This window comes from Streptomyces sp. NPDC057939 (assembly GCF_042887545.1).
GTDB lineage: Bacteria > Actinomycetota > Actinomycetes > Streptomycetales > Streptomycetaceae > Streptomyces.
On the sequence record NZ_JBHVPG010000020.1, the window covers coordinates 38,483 to 56,122 of the forward strand.

A 17,640-nucleotide genomic window follows, 5' to 3' on the forward strand; every position below is an offset into this window, starting at 1 on the left:
GGCCGGGAAGCGGCGGGGAGCCGGCCGGAATAGATGCCGGACCCGTGCCGTTGAGGAGAGCGTCCTCAGAATTTTGACAGGCGGCCCGGTCCTGGCAGACTGGTCTGTCGGCCCCGGTTCACGCAGTGCGCAATTCGGCTCCTGCGACCCGGCGCCCTCCCGAAACTAGGAGACACCTTGAAGCGCGAAGTTCACCCCGAGTACGTCGAGACCCAGGTCAGCTGCACCTGTGGCGCGTCGTTCACCACTCGTAGCACCCTGACCGAAGGCACCATCCGTGCCGAGGTCTGCTCCGAGTGCCACCCGTTCTACACGGGCAAGCAGAAGATCCTCGACACCGGTGGCCGCGTGGCCCGCTTCGAGGCCCGCTTCGGCAAGGGCTCGGCCCAGAAGTAGCGCGACCCAGGCGCCGGTCACCGGCCGCCCCCTGACCATGCGGGGGCGGCCGGACCGGCGCCTTTGTCGTCGCCCAGCCACGCCAGCCCCTTTTTGACCTTCACCACAGGAGACCCCGATGTTCGAGGCGGTCGAGGAACTGGTCGGCGAGCACGCCGATCTTGAGAAGAAGCTCGCCGACCCGTCGGTCCACTCCGATCAGGCCAACGCGCGCAAGCTGAACAAGCGCTACGCGGAGCTGACCCCGATCGTCGCGACCTTCCGCGCCTGGAAGCAGTCGACCGAGGACATCGAGACGGCCAAGGAGCTCGCGGCCGACGACCCCGACTTCCACGCCGAGGTCAAGGAACTGAGCGCCCAGCGCGAAGAGCTCACCGAGAAGCTCCGCCTGCTGCTCGTTCCCCGCGACCCCAGCGACGACAAGGACGTGCTCCTGGAGGTCAAGGCCGGAGCCGGCGGCGACGAGTCCGCCCTCTTCGCCGGTGACCTGCTGCGCATGTACCTGCGGTACGCCGAGCGCGTGGGCTGGAAGACCGAGATCATCGACGCCACCGAGTCCGAGCTCGGCGGCTACAAGGACGTCCAGGTCTCCGTCCGCACCAAGGGCGGCAACGGGGCGACCGAGCCCGGCCAGGGCGTGTGGGCCCGCCTGAAGTACGAGGGCGGCGTGCACCGCGTCCAGCGCGTCCCGGCCACCGAGTCCCAGGGCCGCATCCACACCTCCGCCGCCGGCGTGCTCGTCACCCCGGAAGCCGAGGAGGTCGAGGTCGAGATCAACATGAACGACCTCCGCATCGACGTCTACCGCTCCTCGGGCCCCGGCGGCCAGTCCGTCAACACCACCGACTCGGCCGTGCGCATCACGCACCTGCCGACCGGTGTGGTCGCCTCCTGCCAGAACGAGAAGAGCCAGCTCCAGAACAAGGAGCAGGCCATGCGCATCCTGCGGTCGCGCCTGCTGGCCGCCGCCCAGGAAGCCGCCGAGCAGGAAGCCTCCGACGTGCGCCGCAGCCAGGTGCGCAGCGTGGACCGGTCCGAGAAGATCCGTACGTACAACTATCCCGAAAACCGGATCTCGGACCACCGGACCGGCTTCAAGGCGTACAACTTGGACCAGGTGCTCGACGGCGACCTCGACTCGGTCATCCAGGCCTGCGTCGACACGGACTCCGCCGCCAAGCTCGCCGCCGCGCACTGAGTCCTGCCAGATTCCCGCACCACCCCCCGTACGACAGCAGCCCGGAGGACCAGCGTGAACTTGCTGCTTGCCGAGGTGGCCCAGGCCACCCAGCGGCTGGCCGCCGCCGGCGTGCCCTCACCGCGCTTCGACGCGGAGGAGCTCGCGGCCTTCGTGCACGGCGTCAAGCGGGGGGAACTGCACAACGTCAAGGACGCGGACTTCGACGCCCGCTACTGGGAGGCCGTCGCCCGCCGCGAGGCGCGCGAGCCGCTCCAGCACATCACCGGCCGCGCCTTCTTCCGCTACCTGGAGCTCCAGGTCGGACCCGGGGTGTTCGTGCCCCGGCCCGAGACCGAGTCGGTCGTGGACTGGGCCATACAGGCCGTCCGGGCGATGGACGTCGTCGAGCCGCTGATCGTGGACCTGTGCACGGGCTCCGGGGCCATCGCCCTGGCCATGGCCCAGGAGGTGCCGCGCTCGCGCGTGCACGCCGTGGAGCTGTCCGAGGACGCCCTGCGGTGGACCCGCAAGAACGCCGAGGGCTCCCGGGTCACCGTCCACCAGGGCGACGCGCTCAGCGCGCTGCCCGAGCTGGACGGGCAGGTCGACCTGGTCATCTCCAACCCGCCCTACATCCCGCTCACCGAGTGGGAGTACGTCGCCCCCGAGGCCCGGGACCACGATCCCGAGATGGCGCTGTTCTCCGGGGAGGACGGCCTCGACACCATCCGCGGCATCGAGCGCACCGCCCACCGGCTGCTGCGACCGGGCGGGATCGTGGTGATCGAGCACGCCGACACCCAGGGCGGCCAAGTGCCGTGGATCTTCGCCGACGAGCGGGGCTGGGCGGACTCGGCGGACCACCCCGACCTGAACAACCGGCCGCGCTTCGCGACCGCCCGCAAGGCCCTGCCGTGACCCGCACGACCCCCACCCCCGACACCACCCCGCTGCACGAGGAGGCCCGCTGATGGCCCGGCGATACGACTGCAACGACGCGACGGACCGCAAGACGGGCCTGCGCGAAGCCGCATCCGCCGTGCGCCGCGGCGAGCTCGTCGTGCTGCCCACCGACACCCTGTACGGGATCGGTGCGGACGCCTTCAGCGCCGAGGCCGTCGGTGACCTGCTCGCCGCCAAGGGCCGGGGCCGCAACATGCCCACGCCCGTGCTCATCGGCTCCCCGAACACCCTGCACGGTCTGGTCACCGACTTCTCCGAGCAGGCGTGGGAGCTCGTCGACGCCTTCTGGCCGGGCGGGCTGACGCTGGTCGCCAAGCACCAGCCGTCGCTGGCGTGGGACCTCGGCGAGACCCGCGGGACGGTCGCCGTGCGCATGCCGCTGCACCCCGTCGCGATCGAGCTGCTGACCGAGGTCGGCCCGATGGCCGTGTCCTCGGCGAACCTGTCCGGGCACCCGGCGCCCGAGGACTGCGACGCGGCGCGCGCCATGCTCGGTGACTCCGTTTCCGTGTACCTGGACGGCGGGCCGACGCCGAGCACGCTGCCGTCGTCGATCGTCGACGTCACCGGGAAGGTTCCCGTCCTGCTGCGCGAGGGGGCGCTGACCGCCGAGCAGCTGCGGGAGGTCGTACCCGATCTTGAGGTGGCCCCGTGAGCCCTCAGGGGCGTGGCATAGCAAGCGGGCCCTTTCCGGCGGCGGCTTCGGGCTCGGCCTTCCGCATACTCCACGTCAGCACGGGCAACGTGTGTCGCTCGCCCATCACCGAGCGGCTGACGCGGCACGCCCTGTCGCACCGACTGGGGGGGATCCCGGCCGGTGACCTCATCGTGGAGAGCGCCGGTACGTGGGGCCACGAGGGCGCGCCGATGGAGGCCAACGCCGCCGCCGTCCTCGCGGACTTCGGCGCGGACGCCTCCGGCTTCACCGGGCGCGAACTGCTGGACGAGCACGTCATCCGCGCGGACCTGGTGCTGACCGCCACCCGGGACCACCGGGCCCAGGTCATCTCCATGGGCCATTCCGCGGGGCTGCGGACCTTCACGCTGAAGGAGTTCACCCGGCTGGTGCGCGCCATAGACCCGGCGACGCTGCCCCCGCTGGACGACGGCATGGCGGAGCGTGCGCGCGCCCTGGTACGGGCGGCCGCCGCGCTGCGCGGCTGGCTGCTGGCGCCCTCCCCCGACGCGGACGAGGTCTACGACCCGTACGGCGCCCCGATCACCTTCTTCCGCTCGATCGGCGACGAGATCAACCAGGCGCTGGACCCGGTGGTCACGGCCCTGACGGGCGTCACCGCCTCGCGCTGAGCGCGTCGAGAGCGGGCCCCGACCGGGCGCCGGCTCCCGCGGTCACGGCCCTGACGGGCGTCACCACCCCGCGCCGACGGCGCGTGCGCGTGGCTCGGGACGGGCGGTGCCCGGGGGCGTGACCGTGCGAGGGGCGAGGTCGGCCGGGCGCGCCTACAGTGGCTGTACCCCGGTACCCCTGGAGTTCTGCCATGAGCGTCATCACGCAGCCGACGGACCTGCTCCGGCAGCAGGACCCGCAGATGGCCGACGTACTCGCGGGGGAGGCCCGGCGCCAGGCCGAGACGCTCCAGCTGAGCGCCGCCGAGAACTACACCTCCGGCGCCGTGCTCGCCGCCCTCGGCTCCGCGCTCGCCAACAAGTACGCCGAGGGCTACCCCGGCGCCCGCCACCACGGCGGCTGCGAGTACGCGGACATGGCGGAACGGATCGCGGTGGACCGGGTCAAGGCACTGTTCGGCGTCGAGCACGCGAACGTCCAACCGCATTCCGGTTCCTCCGCCGTCCTGGCCGCCTACGCCGCGCTGCTGCGGCCCGGCGACACGGTCCTGGCGATGGGGCTGGCGTACGGCGGGCACCTGACGCACGGCTCGCCGGCCAACTTCTCCGGCCGCTGGTTCGACTTCGTCGGGTACGGGGTGGACCCGGAGACCGGGCTGATCGACTACGAGCAGGTGCAGGAGCTGGCCCGGACCCACCGGCCCAAGGCCATCGTGTGCGGCTCGATCTCCTACCCCCGCCACCCCGAGTACTCGGCCTTCCGCGAGATCGCCGACGAGGTGGGCGCGTTCCTCATCGCCGACGCCGCGCATCCGATCGGGCTCGTCGCGGGAGGCGCGGCGCCCAGCCCCGTCCCGTACGCCGACATCGTCTGCGCGACCACGCACAAGGTGCTCCGCGGTCCGCGCGGCGGGATGATCCTGTGCGGTGCCGAGTTCGCCGAGCGCGTCGACCGGGCGGTGTTCCCCTTCACCCAGGGCGGCGCCCAGATGCACACCATCGCCGCGAAGGCGGTGGCGTTCGGGGAGGCGGCGGGGCCCGCCTTCGCCGGCTACGCGCACCGGGTCGTCGCCAACGCGCGCACCCTCGCCCGGGCCCTGGAGGACCGCGGCTTCGCCGTCACGACCGGGGGCACCGACACCCACCTGATCACCGTCGACCCGGCGCCGCTCGGCATCGACGGGCCGACCGCGCGGGGCCGGCTCGCCGCCGCCGGGATCGTCCTCGACACCTGCGCCCTGCCGTACGGGGACCAGCGCGGCATCCGCCTCGGAACCGCGGCGGTCACCACACTGGGCATGGGGGAGCCCGAGATGACCCGGATCGCGGACCTGTTCGCCACCGCGTCGCGCGGGGACGCCGCGGGGATCCGGGCGGAGGCCGCCGACCTGACCCGAGGATTTCCCCCGTACGGGGCGTAACCGGGACAAGCAGGGTGTACCGCAACCGGGGGGCGGTCCTGGTGCGTCCTCATCAGCGGTGACATCGAGGCTAATGTGTGGGGCTGAGATGGCCGGCGATACATCTGGGGCAGCCCGTGCGTGAATATCTGCTGACGCTTTGCGTCACGGTCGCGGTGACCTACCTGCTGACCGGGCCCGTGCGGAAGTTCGCGATCGCGGCCGGGGCCATGCCGGAGATCCGCGCCCGCGACGTGCACCGCGAACCCACGCCCCGCCTGGGCGGGATCGCCATGTTCGGCGGCCTCTGCGCGGGACTGCTGGTCGCCGACCACCTGCGCAACCTCAACGGCGTCTTCGAGTTGTCGAACGAACCACGGGCACTGCTCTCCGGAGCGGCGTTGATTTGGTTGGTCGGCGTACTGGACGACAAGTTCGAGATCGACGCCCTGATCAAGCTCGGCGCGCAGATGATCGCCGCCGGCGTGATGGTCATCCAGGGTCTGACGATCCTGTGGATCCCCGTCCCCGGCATCGGCACGGTCGCGCTCACCCAGTGGCAGGGCAACCTGCTGACGGTCGCCCTCGTCGTGATCACCATCAACGCGGTGAACTTCGTGGACGGCCTCGACGGCCTGGCCGCCGGCATGGTGTGCATCGCCGCCACGGCGTTCTTCCTCTACGGGTACCGCATCTGGTTCGGCTACGGCATCGAGGCGGCCGCCCCGGCGACGCTCTTCGCGGCGATCCTGATGGGGATGTGCATCGGCTTCCTGCCGCACAACATGCATCCGGCCCGGATCTTCATGGGCGACTCCGGCTCGATGCTCATCGGCCTGGTGCTGGCCGCCGCGGCCATCTCCATGACGGGTCAGGTCGACCCGGACGCCATGGCCCTGTTCGCGGGCGGCGAGCGCAACGCGACGCACGCGATGCTCCCGGTCTTCATGCCGCTGCTGCTGCCGCTCACGATCATCGCGATCCCGATGGCGGACCTGATCCTGGCCATCGTCCGGCGCACCTGGAACGGCCAGTCCCCGTTCGCCGCCGACCGCGGACACCTGCACCACCGGCTGCTGGAACTCGGGCATTCCCACAGTCGCGCCGTACTCATCATGTACTTCTGGTCGGGCCTGATCGCATTCGGGGCGGTGGCCTACTCGGTGCACTCGACCTCGATGTGGATCGTCCTCGCCATCGCCGCGCTGAGCGCCCTGGGCCTCGTACTGCTTTTGCTGCCGCGCTTCACGCCGCGGGCCCCGCGTTGGGCGGAGGGCCTCGTCCCGCCCCGCTACCGGCACGCGGCGCGGGCCGCCGAGGCCGCGGCGGAGGCCGCCGTACGGGAGGACGAGGGAGCGGAGCCCCAGGCACCGCGGCCCGTCGCCGTGGGGGTCTCGGGCGTCAACGGGGCGACTGCCGTAGGCCCCCGTTCGCGCCTTCCCGACCGGCGTAAGGCCGGATCCGCGCGCTGACCGGTCGGGCACATGTCCGACATGGAACCCCTTTACCAGACAACCCGTCACCCTGTCCTGCACACACGCGCAGGGTCACTCTCATGTGTGACAGTCAGCACACCGGACAGGTAAAGCTCTCATCAAATAGTTTGTGATACCGTTCACTAAACCCGGCGACAGAGCCGAAGGACCGTAGTGCGACGGTCCATCGGCCCGAGGCTCTCACTCGGCCCGGGCTTACGCTCGTCCCGTACGAGTCCCGTTACCCCCACCATCACGCGGAGCCATGCGCCATGCTGTCCGATGACGCCCGATCCCTTCTGCAAACCGTTGTGCCCACCGCTGCCGTCGGCGTCATCGCCGCAGTTGTCAGTGGCGTGGTCGCGGGCGGCAAGGGGGCGATCGGCGCGATCGCGGCCACGATCGTCGTGATTTTGTTCATGGGTATCGGATTCGTCATCCTGCAGCGGACGGCACGATCGCTGCCGCATCTCTTCCAGATGATGGGTCTGGCGCTCTACACGACCCAGATCCTGCTGCTCTTCGTCTTCGTCGCCGTGTTCCAGAACACGACGCTGTTCAATCCCAGGGCATTCGCGATCACCATCGTCGCGGCGACCCTTGCTTGGATCGCCGCGCAGACGCGCGCGCACATGAAGGCCAAGATCCTTTACGTCGAGCCCGAGTCCGCGAAGCGTGACAAGGGTGAGAAGCCCAAGAACACGGGGTCCTCGTCGTGAACGGTAGGGGCGGAATAAGTGCGCGTTCGAGATGCTGCTATCGTCCGGTGCCAACTGCGGCATCGCGGGCGCAGGCAGCTGAGCTGACGCCTGCTCAATCGCGAGGCTCACTGCCTGCAAGCCGCCCCCACATCCGTAAGACCAGTCCCGTGCCGAACCGCGGCTGTGCGCCGCGCCGACACAACGAGGTTGCCGTACCTATGCGCCACGCTGAAGGAGCCCGCGGTGAGTGCTGACCCGACGCAGGTGCTCGCCTTCGAGACCGATTGCCACATCTTCGACGGCTGTGGCTTCCCGGCTCCTGGCCTGCACTCGTTCCTGTTCGAGCCGATCTTCGGCGACATGGACGGAGCCGTCTACTTCAACAAGACGATGCTCCTGGCCCTGCTCGGAACCGTCATCATCGTCGGCTTCTTCTGGGCCGCCTTCGCCAAGCCGAAGGTCGTTCCCGGGAAGCTCCAGATGGTCGCCGAAGCCGGCTACGACTTCGTGCGCCGCGGCATCGTCTACGAAACGATGGGCAAGAAGGAGGGCGAGAAGTACGTCCCCTTCATGGTCGCGACGTTCTTCTTCGTCTGGATCCTGAACCTCTGGTCGATCATTCCGCTCGCCCAGTTCCCGGTGACCTCGGTCATCGCGTACCCGGCCGGTCTGGCCCTGGTCATCTACGTCATGTGGATGTCGGTCACCTTCAAGCGCCACGGCTTCGTCGGCGGTCTGAAGAACCTCACGGGCTACGACAAGTCGCTCGGCGGGATCCTGCCGCTGGTCATGCTGATCGAGTTCTTCTCGAACGTGATCGTCCGGCCGTTCACGCACGCGGTCCGTCTCTTCGCGAACATGTTCGCGGGTCACACCCTGCTGCTGCTCTTCACGATCGCCAGCTGGTACCTGCTGAACGGCATCGGCATCGCCTACGCCGGCGTGTCCTTCGTGATGGTCATCGTGATGACCGCGTTCGAGCTCTTCATCCAGGCTGTCCAGGCCTACGTCTTCGTGCTGCTGGCCTGCAGCTTCCTCCAGGGCGCCGTCGCCGAGCACCACTGACCGCCCCACCCCCAAACCACCAGTCGTCCGGTGGCCAACCCCCACCGGTCCATGAAAGAGAAGGAAGAACCGGCATGTCCGCTCTCCAGACCCTCGCTGCTGGCGTCGAAATCAAGGGCAACCTCGGCTCCATCGGCTACGGCCTCGCGGCCATCGGCCCCGGCGTCGGCGTCGGCATCATCTTCGGTAACGGCACGCAGGCCCTGGCCCGCCAGCCCGAGGCCGCCGGCCTGATCCGCGCCAACCAGATCCTCGGCTTCGCCTTCTGTGAGGCGCTCGCCCTCATCGGTCTGGTCATGCCGTTCGTCTACCCGACCTCCTGATCCCGGTAGCGAACAGACCCTTTAGACGGAAGGCACTGATGTGAACCCTCTGGTTCAGCTCGCGGCCACTGAGGCGGAAAACCCCCTCATCCCGCCGATCCCCGAGCTTGTCATCGGCCTGATCGCCTTTGTCATCGTCTTCGGTTTCCTCGCGAAGAAGCTGCTCCCGAACATCAACAAGGTTCTGGACGAGCGTCGCGAGGCCATCGAGGGTGGCATCGAGACGGCCGAAGCGCTTCAGGCCGAGGCTCAGAGCGCGCTGGAGCAGTACAAGGCCCAGCTCGCCGAAGCCCGGCACGAGGCCGCGCGCCTGCGCCAGGACGCGCTGGAGCAGGGCACTGCGCTCAAGGAAGAACTGCGCGCAGAGGGCCAGCGGCAGCGTGAGGAGATCATCGCTGCCGGTCACGCCCAGATCGCGGCGGACCGCAAGGCCGCTTCGCAGGCGCTGCGTCAGGACGTGGGCAAGCTCGCCACCGACCTGGCCGGCAAGCTCGTCGGCGAGTCCCTTGAGGACCACGCCCGGCAGAGCCGCACCATCGACCGTTTCCTCAGCGAGCTTGAGGAGAAGGCGGCGTCGACTGGGGCTGCCCGATGAACGGAGCGAGCCGCGAGGCACTGGCCTCCGCGCGCGAGCGTCTCGACGCGCTGACGGACAACACGTCCGTCGACGCGACGAAGCTCGCCGGTGAGCTGGCTGCCGTCACCGCGCTGCTCGACCGTGAGGTCTCGCTGCGTCGGGTCATCACGGACCCGGCGCAGTCCGGCGAGGCCAAGGCCGAGCTGGTCGGGCGTCTGCTGGCCGGCCAGGTGGGCGGGGAAACCCTCGACCTGGTGTCCGGTATGGCGCGGTCGCGCTGGTCGCAGTCCCGTGACCTGGTGGACGCGCTGGAGGGGCTGGCGGCTTCCGCCGACCTCACCGCGGCCCAGCAGGGCGGCGCGCTCGACAACGTCGAGGACGAGATCTTCCGCTTCGGCCGGATCGTCTCCTCGAACACCGAGCTGCGTGCGGCGCTGACCGACCGTGCGGCCTCCGCCTCCGCCAAGGGCGAGCTGCTGCGCAGCCTGCTCGGCGGCAAGGCGAACGCCGTCACCGAGCGTCTGGTCGCCCGTCTTGTCACGCACCCGCGTGGACGTAGCCTGGAAGCGGGACTCGAATCCCTTTCCACGCTCGCCGCCGAGCGCCGTAGCCGCATGGTCGCCACCGTGACCAGCGCGGTTCCGCTCAGCGACGCGCAGAAGCAGCGTCTCGGCGCGGTGCTGGCGAAGCTGTACGGCCGCCAGATGCACCTGAACCTCGACGTGGACCCCACGGTCCTCGGCGGGATCACGGTGCGGGTGGGCGACGAGGTGATCGACGGAACCATCGCGGACCGTCTCGCCGAGGCGTCCCGCCGCATGGCCGGCTGATCAGCCACCAATAGAACAACGCATTCCTAGCGGCCCGGTTGGGCCGTGCAGAACTTGCAGAAGATTCCTGGGGGTCGCCCCCAGACCCCTAAGAAGCTTCAGGCCCAACAAGGAGAGCAGGGAACCCAGATGGCGGAGCTCACGATCCGGCCGGAGGAGATCCGGGACGCACTGGAGAACTTTGTCCAGTCGTACCAGCCGGACGCGGCCTCGCGCGAGGAGGTCGGAACGGTCAGCGTTGCCGGCGACGGCATCGCGAAGGTGGAGGGCCTGCCCTCCGCCATGGCGAACGAGCTGCTGAAGTTCGAGGACGGCACCCTCGGTCTCGCCCTCAACCTCGACGAGCGCGAGATCGGCGCCGTCGTCCTCGGCGAGTTCAGCGGTATCGAAGAGGGCCAGCCGGTGCAGCGCACCGGTGAGGTGCTCTCCGTCGGCGTCGGCGAGGGCTACCTCGGCCGCGTCGTCGACCCGCTCGGCAACCCGATCGACGGTCTCGGCGAGATCGCGACCGAAGGCCGTCGCGCCCTGGAGCTGCAGGCCCCGGGCGTCATGATCCGTAAGTCGGTCCACGAGCCGATGCAGACCGGCTACAAGGCGATCGACGCCATGGTGCCGGTCGGCCGTGGTCAGCGTCAGCTGATCATCGGTGACCGTCAGACCGGCAAGACCGCTCTTGCCGTCGACACGATCATCAACCAGCGCGACAACTGGCGCTCGGGCGACGTGAACAAGCAGGTTCGCTGCATCTACGTCGCCATCGGCCAGAAGGGCTCGACCATCGCGTCCGTTCGCGGCGCCCTGGAAGACGCCGGTGCGCTCGAGTACACGACGATCGTCGCCGCCCCGGCGTCCGACCCGGCCGGCTTCAAGTACCTGGCGCCGTACACCGGTTCGGCCATCGGCCAGCACTGGATGTACGCCGGCAAGCACGTCCTGATCATCTTCGACGACCTGTCGAAGCAGGCCGACGCCTACCGCGCCGTGTCGCTGCTGCTGCGCCGCCCGCCGGGCCGTGAGGCCTACCCGGGTGACGTCTTCTACTTGCACTCCCGTCTGCTGGAGCGCTGCGCGAAGCTCTCCGACGACATGGGTGCCGGTTCGATGACCGGTCTTCCGATCGTCGAGACCAAGGCGAACGACGTGTCGGCGTTCATCCCGACCAACGTCATCTCCATCACCGACGGCCAGTGCTTCCTTGAGTCCGACCTGTTCAACGCGGGCCAGCGCCCGGCGCTGAACGTCGGTATCTCGGTCTCCCGCGTCGGTGGCTCGGCCCAGCACAAGGCCATGAAGCAGGTTTCCGGCCGTCTGCGCCTGGACCTCGCCCAGTACCGCGAGCTGGAGGCGTTCGCCGCCTTCGGTTCCGACCTGGACGCCGCGTCGAAGGCCTCGCTGGAGCGCGGCAAGCGTCTGGTCGAGCTGCTGAAGCAGGGCCAGTACCAGCCGATGCCCGTCGAGGAGCAGGTCGTCTCCGTCTGGGCCGGCACCACCGGCAAGATGGACGACGTCCCGGTCAACGACATCCGTCGCTTCGAGTCGGAGCTGCTGGAGCACCTGCGCCGCGAGCGCAAGGACCTCCTCACCTCCATCGCCGACGGCGGCAAGATGTCGGACGACACCCTGACGTCGATCGCCGACGCCATCGCCGGCTTCAAGCAGCAGTTCGAGACCTCGGACGGCAAGCTCCTGGGCGAGGACGCGCCGGCCGTCAACGTCTCCAAGTGACGACGGAAGGGACCTGACTCATGGGAGCGCAGCTCCGGGTCTACAAGCGTCGCATCCGTGCCGTCACGGCGACCAAGAAGATCACCAAGGCGATGGAAATGATCGCCGCCTCGCGCATCGTCAAGGCGCAGCGCAAGGTGGCGGCATCGATGCCGTACGCGACCGAGCTCACCCGTGCGGTGACCGCGGTGGCCACCGGCTCGAACACCAAGCACGCCCTGACCACCGAGGTCGAGGCGCCGGCCCGTGCCGCGGTCCTGCTCATCACGAGCGACCGCGGTCTGGCCGGCGGCTACTCCTCCAACGCCATCAAGCAGGCGGAGCGGCTCACCGAGCGGCTGCGCGGCGAGGGCAAGGAGGTCGACACGTACATCGTCGGCCGTAAGGGTCTGGCCTACTTCGGCTTCCGCGAGCGCAAGGTCGCGGAGTCGTGGACCGGCTTCACCGACAGCCCGGCCTACGCCGACGCCAAGCGCGTCGCGGGGCCGCTGATCGAGGCCATCCAGAAGGACACGGCCGAGGGCGGCGTCGACGAGCTGCACATCGTCTACACGGAATTCGTGTCGATGATGACGCAGAACGCGGTCGACGGCCGGATGCTGCCGCTCAGCCTCGACAAGGTCGAAGAAGAGTCCGGTGCGAAGGGCGAGATCCTTCCGCTGTTCGACTTCGAGCCGTCGGCGGAGGACGTCCTCGACGCCCTTCTGCCGCGCTACGTCGAGAGCCGCATCTACAACGCACTGCTGCAGTCGGCCGCTTCCGAGCACGCCGCCCGCCGCCGCGCGATGAAGTCGGCGACCGACAACGCCGGGGATCTCATCAAGAGCCTCTCCCGGCTTGCCAACGCGGCCCGCCAGGCCGAAATCACCCAGGAAATCAGCGAGATCGTCGGTGGCGCCAGCGCCATGGCCGACGCGACCGCGGGGAGTGACAAGTAATGACGACCTCTGTTGAGACGGCCGCCGCCACGGGCCGCGTCGCCCGGGTCATCGGCCCGGTCGTCGACGTGGAGTTCCCCGTCGACGCGATGCCCGAGATCTACAACGCGCTGAAGGTCCAGGTTGCCGACCCGGCCCAGGACGGCGAGCTCAAGACGCTGACCCTCGAAGTCGCCCAGCACCTGGGTGACGGCGTGGTCCGCACCATCTCCATGCAGCCCACCGACGGTCTGGTCCGCCAGGCCCCGGTGACCGACACGGGCGAGGGCATCACCGTCCCCGTCGGTGACTTCACCAAGGGCAAGGTGTTCAACACCCTCGGTGAGGTGCTGAACTACCCGGAGGAGAACGCCAACGTCACCGAGCGCTGGCCGATCCACCGCAAGGCCCCCCGCTTCGACGAGCTCGAGTCGAAGACCGAGATGTTCGAGACCGGCGTCAAGGTCATCGACCTTCTCACCCCGTACGTCAAGGGTGGAAAGATCGGTCTGTTCGGTGGTGCCGGTGTCGGCAAGACCGTTCTGATCCAGGAAATGATCTACCGCGTCGCCAACAACCACGACGGTGTGTCGGTGTTCGCGGGCGTCGGTGAGCGTACCCGTGAGGGCAACGACCTCATCGAGGAGATGGCCGACTCCGGCGTCATCGACAAGACGGCGCTCGTCTTCGGCCAGATGGACGAGCCCCCGGGCACCCGTCTGCGCGTCGCCCTTGCCGGTCTGACCATGGCGGAGTACTTCCGCGATGTGCAGAAGCAGGACGTGCTGTTCTTCATCGACAACATCTTCCGGTACACCCAGGCGGGTTCCGAGGTGTCGACCCTGCTCGGCCGCATGCCCTCCGCGGTGGGTTACCAGCCGAACCTGGCCGACGAGATGGGTCTCCTCCAGGAGCGCATCACCTCGACCCGTGGTCACTCGATCACCTCGATGCAGGCGATCTACGTCCCCGCGGACGACCTGACCGACCCGGCGCCGGCGACCACCTTCGCCCACCTCGACGCGACGACGGTTCTTTCCCGTCCGATCTCCGAGAAGGGCATCTACCCGGCCGTGGACCCGCTGGACTCGACGTCCCGCATCCTCGACCCGCGGTACATCGCGGCGGACCACTACGCCACGGCGATGCGCGTCAAGGGGATCCTCCAGAAGTACAAGGACCTCCAGGACATCATCGCGATCCTCGGTATCGACGAGCTGGGCGAGGAGGACAAGCTCGTTGTCCACCGTGCCCGTCGCGTCGAGCGCTTCCTGTCGCAGAACACCCACGTCGCCAAGCAGTTCACCGGTGTCGACGGTTCGGACGTTCCGCTGGAGGAGTCGATCACCGCGTTCAACGCGATCTGCGACGGTGACTACGACCACTTCCCCGAGCAGGCGTTCTTCCTGTGCGGTGGCATCGAGGACCTGAAGGCCAACGCCAAGGAGCTGGGCGTCTCCTAGTCGGTCCGCGTTCTCCGGAGCGCGAATCGTCGAAGAACGAAGGAGAGGGGCGGGGTACGTCCCGTCCCTCTCCCCACGCCCATTAGAATTTGACCCAACACCCGGCTGACCCGCCGGGTGGTGACCCGAGGAGCCACCTTGGCTGCTGAGCTGCACGTCGAGCTGGTCGCGGCGGACCGCAATGTCTGGTCCGGCGAGGCCACCCTTGTTGTCGCCCGCACCACGTCCGGCGACATCGGCGTCATGCCCGGTCACCAGCCGCTTCTCGGTGTGCTGGAATCGGGCCCTGTGACCATCCGTACCAGCGAGGGCGGCACTGTCGTCGCCGCGGTGCACGGCGGTTTCATCTCGTTCGCGGACAACAAGCTGTCCCTGCTGGCCGAGATCGCCGAGCTCGCGGACGAGATCGACGTCCAGCGGGCGGAGCGGGCACTGGAGCGCGCGAAGTCGGAGGCCGACGCGGCCGCCGAACGTCGCGCCGATGTCCGGCTGCGCGCCGTAACGGGCTGATAGCCCGTCGGAGTTCCAACCGCCGGCCCCGGAGGGTGACCTTCCGGGGCCGGCAGACCTCAGCCGCGGTCCGTTCTGGAATTTTCCAGACCGGGTCGCGGCTGAGGCGATGTACGTCCGTCCTCGGACCTGTCCGGTGATGGGCACGGTCGTGTGCGGTGTTTCGATGAGCGAGGAGGTCGGTGAAGATGCTCCTCGCTCTGCTTGTGAGCGGCCTGGTCGTAGCCCTGGTGGTGATCGGGCTGTTTGTGTTCGGGCTGCGTCGCAGACTGATCCAGCGTTCCGGCGGTACCTTCGACTGCAGCCTGCGCTGGGACGTGGCCGACGAGCCGGACGTCTCCGGCAAGGGTTGGGTGTACGGCGTCGCCCGCTACAGCGGTGACCGGATCGAGTGGTTCCGGGTGTTCTCGTACTCCCCGCGCCCGCGCCGGCTGCTGGAGCGCTCCTCCATCGAGGTGCTCGCCCGGCGCGCGCCCGAGGGCGAGGAGGAGCTGGCCCTGCTCTCCGATGCCGTCGTGCTCGGCTGTTCCCACCGGGGAACCCGCCTGGAGCTGGCGATGAGCGACGACGCGCTGACCGGATTCCTGGCCTGGCTGGAGGCCGCGCCTCCCGGCCAGCGGGTGAACGTGGCTTAGTTCCCTGCCCGTTGGCAGGAGGTCCGCCCTCGGACGGAGTTCGGGGGAGGGCGAATGTGGCCCGAGCCGCGGCCGTGGGCGCGGCCGTGGCCGCGATCGGACGTGGAGAAGCCGGGGAGACGGGGGACGGACCCGTCTCCCCGGCTTCGTCTGTCACCGGGTTCGTTCAGCGGGGGTTACTGGAGCCCGGTGTGGACCGCGTTGGCGAGTTCACCGTTGGCGGTGTCGCCGCTGAACTCCCAGTAGAAGGCGCCCCGGAGGCCCTGCTGCTTGGCCCAGGTCATCTTCGAGGTGACCGTGGCGGGGGTGTCGTAGCTCCACCAGTTGCTGCCGCACTTGGCGTAGGCCGTGCCGGCGATGGTGCCGGTGGAGGGGCAGGTGGCCTTGAGGACCTTGTAGTCCTCGATGCCCGGCTCGTAGGTGCCCTGGGCCGGGCCGGTGGCGGTGCCGCCGGGGGTGGCCTGGGTGACGCCGGTCCAGCCGCGGCCGTAGAAGCCGATGCCCAGGGTGAGCTTGGAGCCGGGGACGCCCTTGCCCTTGAGCTTCGTGATGGCGGCCTCGGAGTTGAAGCCGTCCTGCGGGATGCCCGGGTAGGCGGTGAGCGGGGAGTGCGGGGCCGTCGGGCCCTGCGCCGCCCAGGCGCCGAAGAAGTCGTACGTCATGACGTTGTAGAAGTCGACGTACTGGGCCGCGCCGCCGTAGTCCGCCGCGTCCAGCTTGCCGCCGTTGGAGCCGTCGGCGGAGATGGCCGCGGTGACCAGGTTGTTCGTGCCGAACTTGGCGCGCATGGCCTGCATCATGTTCTTCAGGGAGGCGGCGCCACTGGTGTCGCAGGTGAGGCCGCAGGCGTTCGGGTACTCCCAGTCGAGGTCGATGCCGTCGAAGACGTCGGCCCAGCGCGGGTCCTCGACCAGGTCGTAGCAGGACTGGGCGAAGGCGGCGGGGTTGCCGACGGCCTGGCCGAAGCCGCCGGACCAGGTCCAGCCGCCGAAGGACCACAGGATCTTGATGTGGGGGTACTGGGCCTTCAGCTTGCGGAGCTGGTTGAAGTTGCCGCGCAGCGGCTGGTCCCAGTTGTCGGCCTTGCCGTCGACGCTCTGGTCGGCGGTGTAGGCCTTGTCGTAGTCCGCGTAGGCGTCACCGATGGTGCACTTGCCGCCCTGGACGTTGCCGAAGGCGTAGTTGATGTGGGTGATCTTCGACGCCGTGCCGGAGGTGACCAGGTTCTTCACGTGGTAGTTGCGCCCGTAGACGCCCCAGTTGGTGAAGTAGCCCAGCTTGACCTTGGTTCCGGCGCCCGGGTCCGTGCCGCCGCCGCCCGGGGTGGTGAGCGCGAGCTCGCCGGAGGAGGGGCCGGTCTGGTCCGCGGTGTCGCGGGCGACGACGGAGTACGTGTACGAGGTGCCCTTGGTCAGGCCGGAGTCGCCGTAGGAGGTGCCGGTGACCGTGGTGACCTTGGCGCCGTTGCGGTACACGTCGTAGTTCTTGACGCCCTTGTCGTCGGTGGCCGCGGACCAGGACAGGGTCAGAGCCGTCTCGGTGACGCCGGAGGCCGTGGGGGTGCCGGGGGCCGAGGGCGGGGCGTCGCCGGGCTGGGTGCCGCCGTCACAGGAGCCGCCGTTGATCTTGCAGCCGGAGGGGGCTCCGGTGCCGGTGCCGTTGAACCCGAAGGTGACGCTCTGGCCGGGGGAGAGGGCGCCGTTCCAGCCGACGTTCTTCGCGGTCCAGTGGTTGCCCGAGCTGGTGACGGTGGCGTCCCAGGCGGAGCTGACCCTGGTGCCCGCGGGGTAGTCCCACTCCACGGTCCAGCTGGTCAGCGCGGTGGTGCCGGTGTTCTTGACCGTCCACCTGCCCTCGAAGCCGGAGCCCCAGTCGGAGGCCTTGGTGTAGGTCGCCGTCGCGGAGGTGGCCGCCTGTGCGGGTCCGGCCAGGCCGACGAGGCCGGCGATGGGCAGGGCGAAGACGGCCACCGTGGCGGCCAACCTTCTGAACAGACGGGTACGTAGCGGGGGTGCTGTGCTCAAGGGTGCTCCTCCGTAGGTCCGTGCCGGTCGTGGGGCCGACCGGGCACATGGGGGTGGGACCTGCGCCGCCCGTGAGCACGCCTCGTCATGACGCTCGTCATGGCACGCTCACCACAGTGTTTCGGTGAGACTAGAAAGGTCTGGACCA

At 69.2% G+C, this 17,640-nt stretch carries 18 protein-coding genes; 17 read left to right on the forward strand and 1 reads right to left on the reverse strand.

Annotated features, from left to right (window positions below):
* The first annotated feature begins 177 nt into the window (after positions 1 to 177).
* From rpmE to ACFVS6_RS21990, 17 genes are all read left to right on the forward strand, one after another.
* A complete protein-coding gene (gene rpmE / locus ACFVS6_RS21910) occupies positions 178 to 396 on the forward strand; it encodes a 50S ribosomal protein L31 (RefSeq protein ID WP_388901079.1) in 219 nt (72 codons plus the stop codon).
* Positions 397 to 514: 118 nt separating this feature from the next.
* Positions 515 to 1,594, forward strand: a complete 1,080-nt coding sequence (gene prfA, locus ACFVS6_RS21915; RefSeq protein ID WP_389706065.1) for a peptide chain release factor 1 — start codon at positions 515 to 517, stop codon at positions 1,592 to 1,594.
* A 54-nt stretch (positions 1,595 to 1,648) separates the two neighbouring features.
* Complete coding sequence (gene prmC / locus ACFVS6_RS21920; RefSeq protein ID WP_389706067.1) at positions 1,649 to 2,494, forward strand: peptide chain release factor N(5)-glutamine methyltransferase; 846 nt, start codon at positions 1,649 to 1,651, stop codon at positions 2,492 to 2,494.
* 52 nt (positions 2,495 to 2,546) lie between these two features.
* Positions 2,547 to 3,194 (forward strand): L-threonylcarbamoyladenylate synthase, encoded by a 648-nt coding sequence (locus tag ACFVS6_RS21925; RefSeq protein ID WP_079429782.1) that lies wholly within the window; start codon positions 2,547 to 2,549, stop codon positions 3,192 to 3,194.
* On the forward strand, positions 3,191 to 3,847 hold the full coding sequence (locus ACFVS6_RS21930) for a protein-tyrosine-phosphatase (protein WP_388901073.1): 657 nt from the start codon (positions 3,191 to 3,193) through the stop codon (positions 3,845 to 3,847). The genes ACFVS6_RS21925 and ACFVS6_RS21930 overlap by 4 nt, the downstream gene beginning before the upstream one ends.
* 191 nt (positions 3,848 to 4,038) lie before the next feature.
* Positions 4,039 to 5,268 (forward strand): serine hydroxymethyltransferase, encoded by a 1,230-nt coding sequence (gene glyA / locus ACFVS6_RS21935; protein ID WP_389706070.1) that lies wholly within the window; start codon positions 4,039 to 4,041, stop codon positions 5,266 to 5,268.
* A 104-nt stretch (positions 5,269 to 5,372) separates the two neighbouring features.
* Positions 5,373 to 6,719, forward strand: a complete 1,347-nt coding sequence (locus tag ACFVS6_RS21940) for an MraY family glycosyltransferase (RefSeq protein ID WP_385572613.1) — start codon at positions 5,373 to 5,375, stop codon at positions 6,717 to 6,719.
* Positions 6,720 to 6,994: 275 nt separating this feature from the next.
* Complete coding sequence (locus tag ACFVS6_RS21945; protein ID WP_385572379.1) at positions 6,995 to 7,441, forward strand: hypothetical protein; 447 nt, start codon at positions 6,995 to 6,997, stop codon at positions 7,439 to 7,441.
* 210 nt (positions 7,442 to 7,651) lie between these two features.
* Positions 7,652 to 8,488, forward strand: coding sequence for a F0F1 ATP synthase subunit A (gene atpB / locus ACFVS6_RS21950; RefSeq protein WP_281209087.1), 837 nt, complete (start codon positions 7,652 to 7,654; stop codon positions 8,486 to 8,488).
* A 74-nt stretch (positions 8,489 to 8,562) separates the two neighbouring features.
* Positions 8,563 to 8,811, forward strand: a complete 249-nt coding sequence (locus ACFVS6_RS21955) for an ATP synthase subunit C (RefSeq protein ID WP_030008695.1) — start codon at positions 8,563 to 8,565, stop codon at positions 8,809 to 8,811.
* Positions 8,812 to 8,851: 40 nt separating this feature from the next.
* Positions 8,852 to 9,406, forward strand: coding sequence for a F0F1 ATP synthase subunit B (locus tag ACFVS6_RS21960; RefSeq protein WP_389706072.1), 555 nt, complete (start codon positions 8,852 to 8,854; stop codon positions 9,404 to 9,406).
* Positions 9,403 to 10,218 carry a F0F1 ATP synthase subunit delta gene (locus ACFVS6_RS21965; RefSeq protein WP_389706074.1) on the forward strand — a complete coding sequence of 272 codons (816 nt, stop codon included), beginning with the start codon at positions 9,403 to 9,405 and terminating at the stop codon, positions 10,216 to 10,218. The genes ACFVS6_RS21960 and ACFVS6_RS21965 overlap by 4 nt, the downstream gene beginning before the upstream one ends.
* 129 nt (positions 10,219 to 10,347) lie before the next feature.
* Positions 10,348 to 11,943, forward strand: coding sequence for a F0F1 ATP synthase subunit alpha (gene atpA / locus ACFVS6_RS21970; RefSeq protein WP_389706076.1), 1,596 nt, complete (start codon positions 10,348 to 10,350; stop codon positions 11,941 to 11,943).
* A 20-nt stretch (positions 11,944 to 11,963) separates the two neighbouring features.
* Positions 11,964 to 12,881: a F0F1 ATP synthase subunit gamma gene (locus ACFVS6_RS21975; RefSeq protein WP_389706078.1), complete on the forward strand. Its 918-nt coding sequence runs from the start codon at positions 11,964 to 11,966 to the stop codon at positions 12,879 to 12,881.
* Positions 12,881 to 14,323: a F0F1 ATP synthase subunit beta gene (atpD, locus tag ACFVS6_RS21980; protein WP_385572381.1), complete on the forward strand. Its 1,443-nt coding sequence runs from the start codon at positions 12,881 to 12,883 to the stop codon at positions 14,321 to 14,323. Before ACFVS6_RS21975 ends, atpD begins: the two co-directional genes overlap by 1 nt.
* A 138-nt stretch (positions 14,324 to 14,461) precedes the next feature.
* Complete coding sequence (locus ACFVS6_RS21985; protein ID WP_281209075.1) at positions 14,462 to 14,833, forward strand: F0F1 ATP synthase subunit epsilon; 372 nt, start codon at positions 14,462 to 14,464, stop codon at positions 14,831 to 14,833.
* A 188-nt stretch (positions 14,834 to 15,021) separates the two neighbouring features.
* Positions 15,022 to 15,468: a DUF2550 domain-containing protein gene (locus ACFVS6_RS21990; protein ID WP_281209076.1), complete on the forward strand. Its 447-nt coding sequence runs from the start codon at positions 15,022 to 15,024 to the stop codon at positions 15,466 to 15,468.
* A gap of 176 nt (positions 15,469 to 15,644) precedes the next feature.
* Here the strand turns inward: ACFVS6_RS21990 and ACFVS6_RS21995 are convergent, their stop codons facing one another.
* The gene (locus ACFVS6_RS21995; RefSeq protein WP_389706080.1) at positions 15,645 to 17,492 is read right to left on the reverse strand and encodes a glycosyl hydrolase family 18 protein; all 1,848 of its coding nucleotides are present in this window, start codon (positions 17,490 to 17,492) and stop codon (positions 15,645 to 15,647) included.
* Positions 17,493 to 17,640 lie beyond the last annotated feature (148 nt).